This is a genomic window from Coleofasciculus sp., assembly GCF_046539235.1.
In the GTDB taxonomy this organism is placed as follows: domain Bacteria; phylum Cyanobacteriota; class Cyanobacteriia; order Cyanobacteriales; family Coleofasciculaceae; genus Coleofasciculus.
On record NZ_JBKHHI010000002.1, the window covers coordinates 50675 to 65865 of the forward strand.

A 15191-nucleotide genomic window follows, 5' to 3' on the forward strand; every position below is an offset into this window, starting at 1 on the left:
CATGATTAACACCAACCCCCAAACCCAATCGAATCTAGAACCCCAACCCAACGCCATGGAAACCATCACATCCACACCCCTAACCCAAATCAACCCCACAACCTTAGTCCAGTACGGCGGGATCACCACAGCCGTTATATTAGCGATCGCACTTCTGATTCTGGCTTTGGCAGAATATAATAAGGTCTTCCTGCCTGTGATGCTGCACAAGGGACAAGACAAGTCCGAATAACTGTCCCCTGACCGTTAAGGGTAAACTAAGAAAAGCCTTGGCAAGCATTGCCTCTCTCAAACCTGATCACGACTTGATTCATGACTACTTCGCTCAACGAGCTAGAGACTCAATTAGTTGACCTCAAACAAGAAGCGACTCCTGCGATCGCGAAAACTGATACGCTGGATCAATTAGAACAGTTGCGCGTAAACTACTTGGGGAAAAAAGGACAGTTATCCCAAATCTTGCGCGGGATGGGAAAGCTATCCCCCGAAGATAAACCGCGAATTGGGGCGTTAGCGAATGAAGTGAAAGAAGCCCTCCAGCAATCCCTTGACCAAAAGCGCCAAGATTTACAAGCTGCCCAAATTCAGGCACAATTAGCCACCGAAACCCTTGACGTAACCATGCCAGGGGTGTATAAACCTCAAGGTCGAATTCATCCCCTGAATAGCATTATTGACCAAGTTCTGGATATTTTTGTCGGTCTAGGGTACACCGTCGCCACCGGACCAGAGATGGAGACCGATTATTATAATTTTGAGGCATTAAATACCCCCCAAGACCATCCGGCGCGGGATATGCAGGATACCTTTTATCTCCCCGATGGGAATCTGCTGCGAACCCATACCTCTTCGGTGCAGATTCGCTACATGGAAAATAACGAACCCCCCATCCGGATTATTGCCCCAGGACGGGTTTATCGTCGGGATACGGTTGATGCGACACACTCCGCCGTTTTCCATCAAATTGAGATTTTAGCCGTTGATGAGGACATCACGTTTGGGGATCTCAAAGGGACGTTAAAAGTCTTTTTCCAAGAATTATTTGGTGAAGACGTCGATGTGCGCTTACGTGCTAGTTATTTCCCATTCACAGAACCCTCGGCGGAAGTTGATGTCAAATGGAGAGGGAAATGGTTAGAGATGGGCGGCTGTGGAATGGTTGATCCCAATGTGTTGAAAACCGTTGGTTATGACCCAGAAATTTATACAGGGTTTGCGGCGGGGTTTGGCGCGGAACGTTTTGCTTTAGTCATGCACCAAATTGATGATATCCGCCGTCTATATACCAGTGATTTGCGCTTTTTGCAACAGTTTTAGATTTGGTTATTCGTCCTTTGTCATTTGTCATACTCGCTCTTCGAGAAGCAAGCTACGTCGTTCCTCCAATAGTAGGTTTTTATGTCTAGCGGTTCAAAGAAAAAGGTTGCTATGGTTACAGGCGCTTCGTCTGGGATCGGTAAAGCGATCGTACAGCAACTTCTAAAAGATGGTTGGATTGTATATGGTGGGGCGCGGCGAGTGCAGAAAATGGCGGATATTGAGGCAATGGGAGCCAAGGTTTTGTCCCTTGATGTGACTGATGATGACAGTATGACAACGGCTGTGCAAACCCTGCTTTCTGCTGAAGGACAAATTGATGCGCTGGTGAATAATGCGGGTTATGGTTCCTACGGGGCGCTGGAAGATGTGCCACTCCAAGAAGCAAAGCGACAGTTTGATGTGAATGTGTTTGGCTTAATGCGGCTGACGCAATTGGTTCTACCTTCAATGCGGGCGGCAAAATCCGGCACAATCGTGAATATCAGTTCGATGGGAGGGCGGATTTGGATGCCCATCGGGGGTTGGTATCATGCCACGAAACACGCGGTTGAGGTATTATCCGATGCCTTACGGATGGAAACCGAACCCTTTGGCATTCGCGTGGTGGTGGTGCAACCGGGGGCGATTGAAAGTGAATGGTCGAGTATTGCGGCTCAGACGTTACGAGAGAACTCTCAGGGATCAGCTTACCAGGGAACGGTTGAACCCATGGCAAAGGTGTTAGAGGATTACCAGAATGCCTCAAGTCCTAATGTGGTGGCTAAAGCAGTGTCCAAGGCGGTTAATAGTCGCAATCCCAAGCGGCGGTATGCTACACCGATGGATGCCAAACTCTATATTTTTCTACATTGGTTGTTACCGGATTGGGCTTGGGAGCGGTTGATTGCCAGTGCGATTCAGTAGGGAGATGGGGAAGAATGGAAGTGAGTATTGAATGTGTAGGGGCGGGTTTTACTACTATCGTTTCTGAATTTACCCAGATGTGAATAAACCCGCCCTGACCGAGTGTTGACGTTTTGATTAACTTCCCTATCTAAGCTGTTATGCATTTAAATTGGGTATTAGTAGTGAGCAAGATGCTCAATGTAGTGAGCAAGATGCTCACACTACGTCAAGGATTTCACCATTATTGACATTATTAAGGTTGAAATGCCAAACAGCTTACCCTCTGCCCTTTGCCTTGTTTGTGCACTCAGAATTTTTTGACTAAAACTCCGGGTTCTTTCTGAATCGGTAAAACGTCTAAACTATCCGCTTGGGCGCAATACTTTAAATCCTCATGACCGTTTAACCGCAGTAGGCGTTGACCATGACTGGCATGGTGAAACATTTCTAACATCTTGTCTTTCCACTGAGTATAAAGGGCAAGAGCGCCAACAACTTCATCATTACCCGCAATATCGCCCAGAGAGTGATCAGTTTGAGAGATCAGGCTATCGGCGATCGCACCGGCACAAGCGGTATCTTCTAGGGAGTAGGAGCCTTCCCAGCCTGAACCCACGAGCCAAACAGTTTCCGGCTTTTGCTCAAGCAGATACTCCACCACCGTCTGACGATTCACCATGGCGGCGGCTAGCACCACAGGGGCGTTCTGCACGCGCTGTAAGGCGCGAGTCCCATTCGTAGTCGTGATAAACAAACGGCGTCCCTGGACGCGCTCTGGCGTGCAGTCAAGGGGAGAATTGCCTAAATCACAACCCGCGACTTTTGATCCGCCCCGTTCTCCGGCGCGAAGGCGTTTTTCTGGGAGCCATTTTTCGCTCACTTGCATCAACTGATCGATATCGCTGAAGGCTTGAACCGCTTCAGCACCCGCGTGCAACGCTGTGGCAATGGTAGTTGTAGCTCTTAGCACATCAACCGCGATCGCACAGTCTGGCATCGTATCGGTTGGGGTAAGTTCGGGGGTGTGGTAAATAAATAGCTTCACTGGCTCAGTGCACCTGCTTTTTCAAATGCCGACTCCATATTGTACCGACTTAAGGTCATAGGGTTTAGCTTTTTATTAGATCATCTAACCATTGCAATCATTTGGAACGATTATGGCAACGATTTACACGCTCCATCCGGAAACGCCTCAAATACGCCGAATAGAGAAAATAAGGGACAACCTGCGAGACGGTGCGGTGATGTTATATCCCACAGATACCGTTTATGCCATTGGTTGCGACCTGACTGTCAAATCGGCTGTGGAACGAGTCAGGCGTTTAAAGCAACTCTCGAATGAGAAGCCCTTAACGTTTCTGTGTTCCTCGTTATCAAACATTTCTGAATATGCTTGGGTCAGTGACCCGGCTTACCGGATTATGAAACGCCTGATTCCTGGACCCTACACCTTTTTGCTACCCGCAACTAAGTTAGTACCTCGATTAGTGATGAGTCCCAAGCGTAAAACCAGTGGTATCCGAGTTCCGGATCATCCGGTTTGTCAAGCCATACTCGAAGCGCTAGGTAATCCAGTGATTTCCACGTCGGCTCATTTACCCGATGAGATGGGAAATTTCCCCACCGTGGGACTGGAAACCGCCAGACTCTTTGATCAGTTTGAGGGTTTAGTGGACATTATTGTCGATGATGGCTCGGAACCCGGTTTCCAGGTATCCACCATTCTGGATATGACCGGGGATGAACCCACAATCCTGCGGAAAGGTTTGGGAGCACAAGCCGCCATGACGTGGGCTGTACCCGCTAACCAGAGTTGGGAATAGGGTTGACCCATCGGTGTAACCCGTTAGAGTCAAACCCAATCCAGTTCGGCTTTCGCTGATCAGCATTCGGACTACAGGAAACAGACCAGGGATTTCGGATGAACGTCCAGAAATAAACCCAGTTTGTGAATTGTCTACTCTCACTCAATATTAAAGCCGTGGAAATACTGACCCCTTGCCAATTGCCTAAATGCAGGTGTAGCAAGGGTTAGCAGCCATAAGCATAGTCCCTAAATAGGCGAGGGTGTCTGCCGTGTACTCGTGATCTCTCGTTTAGTGACACATCACTCAACCAAAGACTAGGCGTAACGTTTTACATTCAAATTGTGGACAGCAACAGAGCATTTATTCCGAATAACCACTCGTTCCTCTGCTGATGTCTTGGTAATTCGTAACTGTAGTCTTTAGGGGCAATACCATGAACGTTAAAACTGTTAAATCTATCACTCAAACTTCCCCAAACCACCTAGATAATCCGGAAGTTTTCGGCACAGACACTCAAAGTTTAATTGATTTGTTGCTGGAGGAAATGCGGTCGGCTCTCTATGGTTCCAAAGCTTTAGAAAGCAACGGTGGTTTGACTTCTGGCCCCAAACCCCTACCCAGTCGCGCTCAAATCGTGGCAAAACGCATGGTGCAGGAGGTACAACGAATTTGCCGCAAGAGCGATCGCATTCAAACATCTGGTCAAGTCCGCTCCTGGCAAATCACTTTAATTCGTCACCGCTTACACAAGTGTTTAGGCTACTATAAATTGGGGTCTAAGCAAGGGCGGGTTGAATTACACAGCACATTAAGTGCCATGGTTTATCGCCATGTTGCCCAGCCTCAATCACAGTTAAAATTCTCGGCTCGTTATAATCTGATTGAGGACTTTTTACAAGACTTTTATGCTGAGTCCTTGAAAGCATTTCGTCGGGAAAATGAGGTGGATGTAGACTACACGCCTCGCACTCAAATCGAACTGGCGGAGTATATGGCGTTTACGGAACAATATGCCAAACGGCGCATCACCTTACCGAACCGTTGTAGTCAACAGCTTATCGTCCTGAGAGCGCAAAGCTTTGCCAGACGCCAACCTAATGAAACCGCTCTGGATATTGAGCAAGCGGTGGAATTTGCCAAGGGCGAAGAAGCCCAAGAGTTAAGCCGTTCACCGGCGATGCAACAAGTACGGGCGCACCTGGTTGCTCAAACCACTGATCCCAGTGAATCGGTGCTGCGCGATCGCGTGGTGGGTGAACTGATTAATTATCTTGAGCAACAAGGTCACTCTGACTGCGCGGATTACCTGGTCTTAAAGTTACAAGACCTCGCCGCACCGGAAATCGATGAGATTTTAGGGCTAACCCCCCGCCAACGGGACTACCTGCAACAGCGCTTTAAGTACCACGTCGAAAAATTCGCCCGGTCATCCCACTGGAAACTGGTACACCAATGGCTAGGAGCCGATTTAGACCAAAAATTAGGCATGACCTCTGACCAATGGGAAACCTTTTTGGCTACACTTGATCAGCAACAACAGCAACTCCTGTCTCTCAAACAAGCCCACAAGAGCGATGCTGAGATTGCTAAAGCGCTCAAGTGTACACCCAAACAATTACAAAAGCGCTGGACAAAGTTACTAGAATGTGCATGGCAAACGCGCAATTCTGATGGAACTCTAGCCAAGTAAGGAGTGCAACAGTTGAATGTGGAGGAGGTCGAACGCAAAAACTTGATTCTCTTAGCCTGTTATTTAAACGGTTCAAGTCCAACCGGCCGTTATCCCCCTCTAACTCCTCCGGTTTAGATGGGGGATTCTCCTAGTACAGGCAGATGGCAGAAGGTTCTTAGCTGGCTAAGCTGTAATGCATTTAACTTGGGTATTAGTAGCGAGCTGGCTGGCTCGCACTACAAGCACTGTGCCATTATTGATATTAAGGTTTAAATGCCAAACAGCTTACCTCTGGCAGAAGCGGAAAGATTAGCGAATGTTATGCTAACGCGAGAAAGTACCAATGGAAAATGAGACCGCTTCAGAGGGTTTTTACAAACGATGACTACTAACTTTTGCTAAGCTAGTGTTAACAATTTGAAATGATTAGGACGTATTTCTGGGCAAGCTTACTGGCTTGAGCAGTTGAGGAGAGCCTCTCATTCATTAGACTCATCTATTAATAATATCAGCAAACATGATGGTTAAAATGGCTCCAGTTTTAGTATCATCCCCAATAGCAGAACAAGATCAACAAGCTCTCCGGCAGGTCTGGCAAACCTTGGGTCCCGATAGTTGTCCTCGTTCCTACAATTTCCATTGTCATACCCAGGCGTCTGATGGCCAGCTTCATCCAAAAACGTTAATTGAACAAGCCATTTCCATCGGTCTAAAGGGCTTTGCTATCACCGATCATCACACAATCGATGGCTATTGTATTGCTCAAACCTATCTAGATTCTCTCCAGGACTCTTTACCCACTCAGGCAATTCCTCACCTCTGGACTGGCGTAGAAATCAACGCTCGCTTATTGAATACGGATGTTCATATCTTGGGCTATGCTTTTGATCCCAATCATTCCAGGTTAAAGTCTTATCTCCAAGGCAAAGCCCCCAAACATCAGCAGGCTGAAGCCGCCACTGTAATTGATGTTTTGCATCAGGCAGGTGGATTAGTTGTACTGGCTCATCCATGCCGTTATAGACGTTCAGCTCATGAACTCATTCCCGCCGCCGCCAACTTGGGAATTGATGGCGTAGAAACCTATTACGCTTACGCTAACCCCAATCCTTGGCATCCCAGCCCTAGGCAAACTCAGCAAGTGAAACAGTTAAGTGCCACCTATAATTTGTTCAATACTTGTGGTACAGATACCCATGGTTCAAACTTGCTACGGCGTTTGTAACGGCAAATCTTAATCAACCTTTGTAGGGGCAAGACATGTCGTGTCCCTACGCTGTATAGGATTGGTACTAAATTCTCAGTTATACATCACCACTAAACTCCACTCTGCATCATCATCAGTATAAAAATACTCAAAGTTGTGAGAACCAAGAGGATACCTAGAGCGATGGATTGACCTAAATGTCTTGAACGTTGTGAAACTTTCATTTTTTTCGGTGTTTATTTTGAGTGTAAATTACGAACATATCAAACTTTTCGTTAGTTTTATGAGAAAAAGCAAAATATCTTGATTTTTCTTGATATAAATACACATTGAAAGGTTTACCCAGCCGTCTATGGCAAGGAGAAACCCTAGAGGAAAATAGTTTTGAGGTATATTTACTTACACGGTTTGGCGTCCAGTCCGGGATCGGCAAAGGCAGTTTATTTACGCGATCGCTTTGCGGAGTTGGGAGTTACTCTACTCGTTCTAGATCTGAACCAGGGTGACTTTTCTCATCTGACGCTTAGCCGTCAGATTCAGCAAATTCAGGCGGAGTGTTTGTCAACGCCCACCCCAATCACATTAATCGGTTCGAGTTTAGGCGGACTTACGGCGGCTTGGTTAGGGGAATATCACACGTTCATCCAGAGGTTGATTCTGCTAGCGCCAGCCTTTGGATTTCTCTCTCATTGGCTATCTACTCTGGGAGAAGAAACACGACATCAATGGCAAGTTGAAGGATATCGTCCTATTTATCACTATGGCGAACAGAAAGAACTGCTCCTTTCTTATAAATTTGTGGAAGATATGCGTCAGTATGAACAAACTCACCGATTGAAACGACCTCTTCCTACTCTAATTTTGCATGGGCAGCATGATGACGTGATTCCCATTAATGAAAGCTTAATCTATGCCAAGGAACGGTCTTGGGTGCAGCTTATTCCACTCAATAGTGATCATTCGTTAAGTGACGTAAAAGCCGAAATTTGGCAGTCAATTTTGGCATTTTGTCAATAACCGTGTAGAGACGTTGCATGCAACGTCTCTACAATCAGTCGAGGATTGGAACCTTTAGCATTTCATCATTCAAATTGGTCGCAAACGTGTCACCTTCAAGGTAAAAGGACCCCCTCCCGTTTCTCCAAAAGCACGCACCCGAATAATATAGGTTCCGGTTTCAGTAATCCGAGAAAATAACAACGAATTCGTCGTACCATCCGGACCATCATCATTTTCGGCAATAGTCGAGCCATCAGAGGCTAAAAGCGTAACAATTGTATCGAAGCTATCTGAAATTAAATCAATAGCCACTTGATCGCCAGCACTCAATTCTATAGTGTAGTCCCGGGCAAACCCCCCCTCTCCCGTGGGAATATCTTGGTCAGTGAGGGTATCAGAAACTTGATTACGCTCAGGAATCGGAATCGGATTATACAGTTCATTTTGCGCTCTCACAGCCGCTGCTGTTAAGCCCACTGTCAAAAAGGTTGTAGGAACAAGCAGAGCAAAGCTAAAACGAGCGGCAAAGGCATTCATCATCGAAAATTCATTTACGCTGAACGGGTCAATTATAGGCGTTCTACTGTAGGTATTGATGATGCGGCACTCCTAATCATCTATCGTCGAATATTAAAACAACACCACTCTTGACGTTTCCAGAGAGTCGCTACTGTCCAATTATGTTGTTCTAGGGTATCAGCAATAGGTTTAGCCTGATCCAACAATATCCCGCTAATAATTCCCCAACTGTGGGGACTGGCGATCGCACTAATTCCGGGAATCAGGTCAATAATCACTTCTGCCAGGATATTGCAGAGAATACCATCAACTTTTTTCTCCCCCAAAAGATGAGATAATAGCTCAACACTACCTTTCTTCACAATCAAGCGATCGGCACTAATTTGATTCAGTTCTCGGTTGCTGCGGGCAGAGCGCACGGCTAGGGGATCAATATCCACCGCCAAGGCTTTTTTTGCCCCTAATAACACAGAGGCAATGGATAAAATACCCGATCCACACCCAATATCCGCAATAACGGGGTGGCTATTATCATAACCGATTCGCATTTCCAGGGCTTCTAGGCACAGATGCGTGGTGGGATGGGTTCCCGTACCAAATGCTGCACCCGGATCGAGGCGCAACAGCAGGCGATCAGTTTGTTGGGGTACAGATAACCAAGCCGGGTAAATCAAAAAGCAATCGCCAATTTCTGTGGGTTGCCAATGCTGTTTCCAACTGCTTGCCCAGTCTTCTTCATCAATTAAATGCCACTGGGTTAAGGGGAGTGGCAATCCTACCGTCAGCGCATCTTGGCGCAACCATAAAGAAAGTGCTGCCAAATCCAACAAATGTGCCTGATTTTGGGGTAAGTGCGCTCGGATCAGTTGAGAATGTCCTTTGCTTTCACAAGACATTCCCCGACAGCCGAAACTATCCAGTCGCCAGAAGATTAAATCCTCCAAGGCTGGATCGCCCAAAATTTTAATTTCCCACCAGCTATTTGCCATACGATTTCAGATTTCAGATTTCAGATTTCAGATTTTAAATTGAGGGAGAGCCGTTGGAAACCAACAGATATCGGAGGATCGTAGTTCTACCGTCTGAGTCATCCAAAATCCAAAACCCAAAATCCAAAATTGATGTGACTACAGTGTTACCGTATAAGCGTCCCGAATACCAGGAACTTTGGTAATTTCGGTCAAAATTCCCTCCGGTAGGGGATCATCAATGCTCAAGACCATTACAGCATCACCTCGCACGATTTTGCGACCGACCTGCATACTGGCAATATTCACATTGAAACTACCCAGTAGCGACCCAATTTTACCAATAATTCCGGGCATATCGCGGTGCAGGGTAAAGAGCATGTGGTGACTCGGTGGTACATTAATCGGAAACTCGTCAATACTGGTGATGTGAATTTCACCATCGCTCAGTAGCGCTCCCGTCACCGAATGTTCACCCAAGGAACCCTTTGCCGATAGCAGCAGCGAACCGCCAGAATAGTCTTGAACCGAAGCATCGCGGGTTTCAATCACCCGAATCCCCCGCTCTTTTGCCTCAATTGAAGCATTGACGTAGTTGACTCGCTCACGCAAGGCTTGGGATAACAGTCCTTTCAGGGATGCTACCACTAATGGCTGACTATTATTCGTGGCTAACTCCCCTTGTAACCGGACATTTAGTTGTTCAATCCGCCCACCCGCTAACTGACTGACCAAATTGCCTAGGGTTTCTGCCAAACGCATGTACGGTTTGAGTTGTTCTAGCACATTCGACGATAATCCGGGAATATTCACGGCTGAACGCGCCGGTAATCCTAAGAGGACATCACGAATTTGTTCAGCCACATCAATGGCAACATTAACTTGGGCTTCTGCGGTTGATGCACCCAGGTGAGGCGTGAGGATCACTTCCTTGCCCAGTTCCCGTAGGGGGGATTCTCCCAGGGGTTCTGACTCAAATACATCCAGTGCTGCTCCGGCTATTTTACCTGCCTTTAACGCTTCCGAAAGTGCCGCCTCGTCAATGACTCCACCTCTAGAGCAATTGATAATTCGAGCCGTTGGTTTCATTGTCGCCAAGGCTTCGGCATTAATCAGATGAGTTGTTTCCGGGGTTTTGGGAATATGCAGGGTGATGTAATCCGACTCCCGCAACAACAAATCCATATCCACTAGGCGACAGCCTAGCTGATCAGCGCGTTCCAGGGATATAAAGGGATCATACGCCAGTAACTTCATCCCCATAGAGCGGGCGACGGTTGCCACATGGGAACCAATTTTACCCAAGCCCAAAATACCGATGGTTTTTTTGTAAACTTCGGCACCGATAAAGCGTTTGCGATCCCATTGACTATTTTTCACCGACTGATTGGCTTCTGGGATATGGCGTGATAAGGACAGCATCATCGCTAAAGCGTGTTCAGCAGCAGCAATGGTGTTCCCTTCAGGAGAGTTAACCACCACAATACCTTGACGGGTAGCCGCCGGGACATCAACGTTATCAACGCCAACTCCCGCACGTCCAATAATCTTGAGTTGTTTACCTGCTTCGATGATTTCTTTGGTCACACGAGTGCCAGAGCGAATCATCATGGCATCATAGTCAGGGATGATGCTAACGAGTTCCTCAGGCGATAGATTGGTTTTCACATCAACCTGAGCCACTTGGGAGAGGATATCAATTCCAGCTTGATCGATGGGATCAGATACAAGTACTTTAGACATTGCCAGTAGATGGGTTGAAATGAGTTACACCGATTGTGCCTTGCTGTAAATTAATACAGGACAGCTTATCAACTACACAACAGGGCTATCGCCGGACAATCGTGATGACTGACCGCAGTAGGCTATTGTAACGGCAAAGGGGTCAGTGCCGACCACATTGACCGAAAGTTTTAAAGTTTCTAGCGTTTTCCCGGTTGTTGGCAATGATGCCAATCCAAGGGCCCCCAACCCCAAGAACCCGCTCAAACTCCCCTGTATTGGGGTCAGCAGAGTTAAGATTGAGCCGAGCGATCGCACACCGAGATTAAACGACCCTTCCAATACATCACACAAACATTTGTATTGTATAGAGTCGCTATTTTCGTGAACGTTTTCGGTTAGTCGCTAAATGTTTTACCAGTCTCTCTGTTTGTTGAGGCACGTTTTTAACAGTAATTGGCACACCAGACCATTCACTGAGTTCGTGAGCCAACCAGTTCATTTCTGGCTCGACGAGTCCTTCAGAAGCGGTAGAGACTTCATATTTCCGTTGTCCAGCAAGAATTGTAATTCTTGGATAGCTTCCGAATGGACTTAGATAGGTATAGTGCAGTTGGCTGATAGTATTCTTCATGATTGGAGCTTGCTGACGTTTCCACCAAAGCCACTCGTAAGTCAAGGAAATTTTTTGATGGTCGAGATGTAGTCGAGTCGATCTGAAAAGATATACGCCCACTACATACGCCATTTTTACAGCAACACTCCCGAATGGGAGTGAAAAAAACAAGACATTTATTGCTCCTAAGACAACACCAATGATGTAACCAGAAAATAAAAATACAAGCGGAATTATAGAAATCGTTACACATATAAACATCATCAAAATACACGTAAAAAATTGAACATTAAAAATTGATTTTGGTGGAATTAAAATATCTACATTTGCCGAATATTTTTTGACTTTAATCCGACTGCCAAACGGTTTTTGGCTAACGGCAGACTTATCAGTTTTCTGACGAGGCTGCTCCAACACTTTCAGCGCTTCCCCAGCCGATGCCATACGGCGATTTAGACTCGGTTGTGTCATCCACTTCAACCAATCGATCAAATCTGGACTAAGATTAACAGATGATTCAAACTGAATTCGTAAATTTTCCTGGGGTAATTCGGCTGGATGCCTCCCTGTTACTAAATAGATTAGGGTTGCCCCCAAACTGTAAAGATCAGACGCGGGAACCGTTCGTCCACCAAATTGTTCCGGTGGCATATACCCGTAAGTTCCCACCACTGTAATTGTGCTTCCTTTTTTAGCGGCTAAGGTTTGTACTGCTCCCAAATCAACTAAATAAACTTCACCGATTTTGTTGCCTGTTCGGTTTGCCAATAAAATATTACTGGGCTTAATATCTCGATGAATCACTGGTGGCTGTTGTCCATGCAAGTAGCGCAAAATTCCCAGCAAAGCTTTAGCCAATTCTTTAACATCTTCTTCGCTAAATGTTCGCCCACTCTTTAACCATTTATTTAGGGATTTAGCAGGGATATAGCTTTGGACTAAAGCAAATCCTTTACCAAGAGATGTGTCTACATCAAAATAATCTAGGTAATGGGGGATTGCCGGATGAGAAAGGAGCTGTAACGTTTGCGCTTCTCGTTGAAATAGCTTCAAATCATCCCATTGGAAATTTTCTCCAAAAATTAGCAGTTTGATAACGACCAATTCTTGAGTTTGTAAGTCCCGCGCTAGAAACGTGCGTCGTCCCGCATTTTTTGCTAGCTGTTTCTGGATGGCATAACGCTCTTTTAAAACTTTAGTTTTCATTTTTTATAATCCTATCCATAATGGTTATTATGTTTATTTTTTTTGCAAGTAATTTTTTCAGTTTTTGAGTATTTTTAAAGTAATAATTATCATAAAATTAAATAGAATTTTATGCTTATTTATCGATAGGTAAATTCAAGAAGTTACTGAGTTCAAATGCGATCCAATCAACTTCGCGATCGCTTAGAGTTTTAGTCGGAAGTTTATAAACCTGTGTTCCTGCCCAAATCTCAATGTTGCGACGAACACGCGAATTGGTATCGTAATGTCGTAGAAATCCTAATTTTAGAATAGCTTTCCTGGGACTTGAGCGTCGTTTATTAAGTGAAATGATATGCTGATTAATCTGTAGTTGGGTAGATTTTGGGAAAAGTTTTATAATCATTAATATTGGACTGCAAAAAATGCAGACAAGTAAAATGCCGATAAAGCCATTAATTAAGCTTCCTGGAAAAGATAGATGAGTAAATGCCTCCACAATATTGGCAATGCCAACAACTAAAAGAAACAACCAAAGTGGGAAAGTGACGCTTAATCCAAAAATAATAATGAGTATATATATTATTGAATTACCAGACTTAGGGACAATAATTTCCAGACTATTACGGTCTTTTGTCAACTTAACTTTACTGCCTACAGGTTTTCTGAAAACTGGTGATTTATTCTCGCTTTTACCTGGTTCATTCAGCACTTTTAATGCCTTCTTTGCAGACGTTAACCGACTGTTTAAGTCTGGTTCAGTCATCCACTGCAACCAGTCAACTAACGCTGAATCCAGATGAATTTTGGGTTGAAACTGAATTCGCCCATCTTCCTGGGGTAAATCAGCGGGATGCATCCCGGTTACCAAGTAAATTAATGTGGCACCTAAGCTATAAAGATCGGACGCTGTAACCGCACGTCCACCAAATTGTTCCGGTGGCATATAGCCATAGGTTCCCACAACTGTAATCGTGCTACCTTCTGTTGCGGCTAAAGTCTGAACTGAGCCAAAATCTACTAAATACACTTGACCAAAACTGTTGCCTGAGCGGTTTCCTAACAGAATATTACTCGGCTTAATATCCCGATGAATTACTGGGGGATGCTGTGCGTGTAAATACATTAAAATTTCGAGTAATGCTTTAGCGATGTGCTTGATTTCGGCTTCGTTAAACTGACGACCCAATTTCACGCATTCTTCCAATGATTTCGCTTGGATATAACTCTGTACCAATGCCAAGCCTTTAGTCTTGGTTGTTTGGACGTGAAAGTGGTCTAAGTAATGGGGAATTGCCGGATGGGAGAGTGACTGTAAGGTTTCGGCTTCTCGCTCAAACAATTTAATATCATCCCATTTAAAATCGGCAAACTAGACCAGCGCGAAGCGCTATATTTGTAAGGGTTTCTGGTTTTGGCTGCAAGCCCTAGTTATGACTTAGTAAGGGCGGGTTTTGTTGAGCAGTTATCGGTAAACAACCTGATTGAGTGGCTAAACCCGCCCCTACAAAACTTATGACTTATTTCTTTTGACTGTGGTTACACCAACCGATGCTCTAGATCACTTTCCCAGAATAACATCTGGGCGTTGGCTCAGGCGCCGTCGCCGCCCACGCCGCTTCAGCCATTCGGTGGCATCATCGATGAAGGAATACACCACCGGTACCACCACTAAGGTTAACAGGGTTGAGAGTAGTAGACCCCCTAGAATTACGGTAGCGATGGGGGAATAGGCATCCATACCGATTTCTGGGAAGAACGCCAGCCGCACAATTACGATAACGGTTGTGAATGTTGTCATGGTAATCGCTTTTAACCTGACAGGACCTGCCATGCGAATCGCCACGTCGCGGGGAACCCCTTCTTCTCGTTTCGCCAGGATCAATTCGAGTAGCAGAATTGCTGCGGATAGAGATAAACCGGATAGGATAACAATGCCCAAAATTGAAACGCTTGAAAGGGTTTGATCCGCCAAAATCAATCCGCCGAAGACACCAACCAATTGCAGGGGTATCGACAGCATCATCACCAAAGGCTGAATGAAAGAGCCAAACTGAATGACGAGAATCAGATAAATCAAAATCAGTGACACGAGCAACCCTTTGAGTAAACGGTCAAACTCAATCATCATGTCGGTCATATCACCCATGGAATCGATACCATAACCAGGGGGAAATTGCAACTCCATCCCCGCCCGCATCGCGATCGCCATCGACAAATCCATGGAAGCCGGACCCCTTTTCCGGTAGTAGCCGTTGACATACACCACCCGTTTACCATTAATATGCTC

Annotated in this window: 14 protein-coding genes; 7 read left to right on the forward strand and 7 right to left on the reverse strand. The window is 45.7% G+C overall.

Annotated elements, in window-relative coordinates; genetic code table 11:
- Position 1 precedes the first annotated feature (1 nt).
- The 3 genes from ACLFWI_RS00605 (at position 2) to ACLFWI_RS00615 (ending at position 2223) form a co-directional block, all read left to right on the forward strand.
- Positions 2 to 232 (forward strand): hypothetical protein, encoded by a 231-nt coding sequence (locus tag ACLFWI_RS00605; protein WP_446411278.1) that lies wholly within the window; start codon positions 2 to 4, stop codon positions 230 to 232.
- An 80-nt stretch (positions 233 to 312) separates the two neighbouring features.
- Positions 313 to 1317: a phenylalanine--tRNA ligase subunit alpha gene (gene pheS / locus ACLFWI_RS00610; RefSeq protein WP_446411279.1), complete on the forward strand. Its 1005-nt coding sequence runs from the start codon at positions 313 to 315 to the stop codon at positions 1315 to 1317.
- Positions 1318 to 1398: 81 nt separating this feature from the next.
- Positions 1399 to 2223, forward strand: coding sequence for an oxidoreductase (locus ACLFWI_RS00615; protein WP_446411280.1), 825 nt, complete (start codon positions 1399 to 1401; stop codon positions 2221 to 2223).
- A gap of 289 nt (positions 2224 to 2512) precedes the next feature.
- Here ACLFWI_RS00615 and ACLFWI_RS00620 read toward each other — a convergent pair whose 3' ends face one another.
- Positions 2513 to 3250, reverse strand: a complete 738-nt coding sequence (locus tag ACLFWI_RS00620; RefSeq protein ID WP_446411281.1) for a 2-phosphosulfolactate phosphatase family protein — start codon at positions 3248 to 3250, stop codon at positions 2513 to 2515.
- Between the two features lie 112 nt (positions 3251 to 3362).
- Between ACLFWI_RS00620 and ACLFWI_RS00625 the strand changes: the two genes are divergently transcribed.
- From ACLFWI_RS00625 to ACLFWI_RS00640, 4 genes are all read left to right on the forward strand, one after another.
- Positions 3363 to 4028 carry an L-threonylcarbamoyladenylate synthase gene (locus tag ACLFWI_RS00625; protein WP_446411282.1) on the forward strand — a complete coding sequence of 222 codons (666 nt, stop codon included), beginning with the start codon at positions 3363 to 3365 and terminating at the stop codon, positions 4026 to 4028.
- A gap of 418 nt (positions 4029 to 4446) precedes the next feature.
- Positions 4447 to 5703: a HetZ-related protein gene (locus ACLFWI_RS00630; protein ID WP_446411283.1), complete on the forward strand. Its 1257-nt coding sequence runs from the start codon at positions 4447 to 4449 to the stop codon at positions 5701 to 5703.
- A gap of 499 nt (positions 5704 to 6202) precedes the next feature.
- Complete coding sequence (locus tag ACLFWI_RS00635; RefSeq protein WP_446411284.1) at positions 6203 to 6910, forward strand: PHP domain-containing protein; 708 nt, start codon at positions 6203 to 6205, stop codon at positions 6908 to 6910.
- A 360-nt stretch (positions 6911 to 7270) separates the two neighbouring features.
- The gene (locus ACLFWI_RS00640; RefSeq protein ID WP_446411291.1) at positions 7271 to 7909 is read left to right on the forward strand and encodes a YqiA/YcfP family alpha/beta fold hydrolase; all 639 of its coding nucleotides are present in this window, start codon (positions 7271 to 7273) and stop codon (positions 7907 to 7909) included.
- Positions 7910 to 7978: 69 nt separating this feature from the next.
- Here ACLFWI_RS00640 and ACLFWI_RS00645 read toward each other — a convergent pair whose 3' ends face one another.
- The 6 genes from ACLFWI_RS00645 to ACLFWI_RS00670 all read right to left on the reverse strand — a co-directional run.
- Complete coding sequence (locus tag ACLFWI_RS00645) at positions 7979 to 8431, reverse strand: PPC domain-containing protein (RefSeq protein ID WP_006101139.1); 453 nt, start codon at positions 8429 to 8431, stop codon at positions 7979 to 7981.
- Between the two features lie 77 nt (positions 8432 to 8508).
- Positions 8509 to 9399, reverse strand: coding sequence for a 50S ribosomal protein L11 methyltransferase (gene prmA / locus ACLFWI_RS00650; protein ID WP_446411285.1), 891 nt, complete (start codon positions 9397 to 9399; stop codon positions 8509 to 8511).
- Between the two features lie 138 nt (positions 9400 to 9537).
- On the reverse strand, positions 9538 to 11121 hold the full coding sequence (gene serA, locus ACLFWI_RS00655; protein ID WP_446411286.1) for a phosphoglycerate dehydrogenase: 1584 nt from the start codon (positions 11119 to 11121) through the stop codon (positions 9538 to 9540).
- A 355-nt stretch (positions 11122 to 11476) separates the two neighbouring features.
- On the reverse strand, positions 11477 to 12922 hold the full coding sequence (locus ACLFWI_RS00660) for a serine/threonine protein kinase (RefSeq protein ID WP_446411287.1): 1446 nt from the start codon (positions 12920 to 12922) through the stop codon (positions 11477 to 11479).
- 115 nt (positions 12923 to 13037) lie between these two features.
- Positions 13038 to 14243, reverse strand: a complete 1206-nt coding sequence (locus ACLFWI_RS00665) for a serine/threonine protein kinase (protein ID WP_446411288.1) — start codon at positions 14241 to 14243, stop codon at positions 13038 to 13040.
- Between the two features lie 219 nt (positions 14244 to 14462).
- Positions 14463 to 15191: efflux RND transporter permease subunit (locus tag ACLFWI_RS00670; protein ID WP_446411289.1), on the reverse strand; the 729-nt coding region annotated here is incomplete at its 5' end.

Excerpts from the sequence above, each read along its gene's own strand:
- serA (WP_446411286.1), bottom strand. The coding sequence starts at position 11,121 with ATGTCTAAAGTACTTGTATCTGATCCCATCGATCAAGCTGGAATTGAT.
- ACLFWI_RS00660 (WP_446411287.1), bottom strand. The coding sequence starts at position 12,922 with ATGAAAACTAAAGTTTTAAAAGAGCGTTATGCCATCCAGAAACAGCTA.
- prmA (WP_446411285.1), bottom strand. The coding sequence starts at position 9,399 with ATGGCAAATAGCTGGTGGGAAATTAAAATTTTGGGCGATCCAGCCTTG.
- ACLFWI_RS00630 (WP_446411283.1), top strand. The coding sequence starts at position 4,447 with ATGAACGTTAAAACTGTTAAATCTATCACTCAAACTTCCCCAAACCAC.
- pheS (WP_446411279.1), top strand. The coding sequence starts at position 313 with ATGACTACTTCGCTCAACGAGCTAGAGACTCAATTAGTTGACCTCAAA.
- ACLFWI_RS00635 (WP_446411284.1), top strand. The coding sequence starts at position 6,203 with ATGATGGTTAAAATGGCTCCAGTTTTAGTATCATCCCCAATAGCAGAA.
- ACLFWI_RS00625 (WP_446411282.1), top strand. The coding sequence starts at position 3,363 with ATGGCAACGATTTACACGCTCCATCCGGAAACGCCTCAAATACGCCGA.
- ACLFWI_RS00605 (WP_446411278.1), top strand. The coding sequence starts at position 2 with ATGATTAACACCAACCCCCAAACCCAATCGAATCTAGAACCCCAACCC.
- ACLFWI_RS00645 (WP_006101139.1), bottom strand. The coding sequence starts at position 8,431 with ATGATGAATGCCTTTGCCGCTCGTTTTAGCTTTGCTCTGCTTGTTCCT.
- ACLFWI_RS00615 (WP_446411280.1), top strand. The coding sequence starts at position 1,399 with ATGTCTAGCGGTTCAAAGAAAAAGGTTGCTATGGTTACAGGCGCTTCG.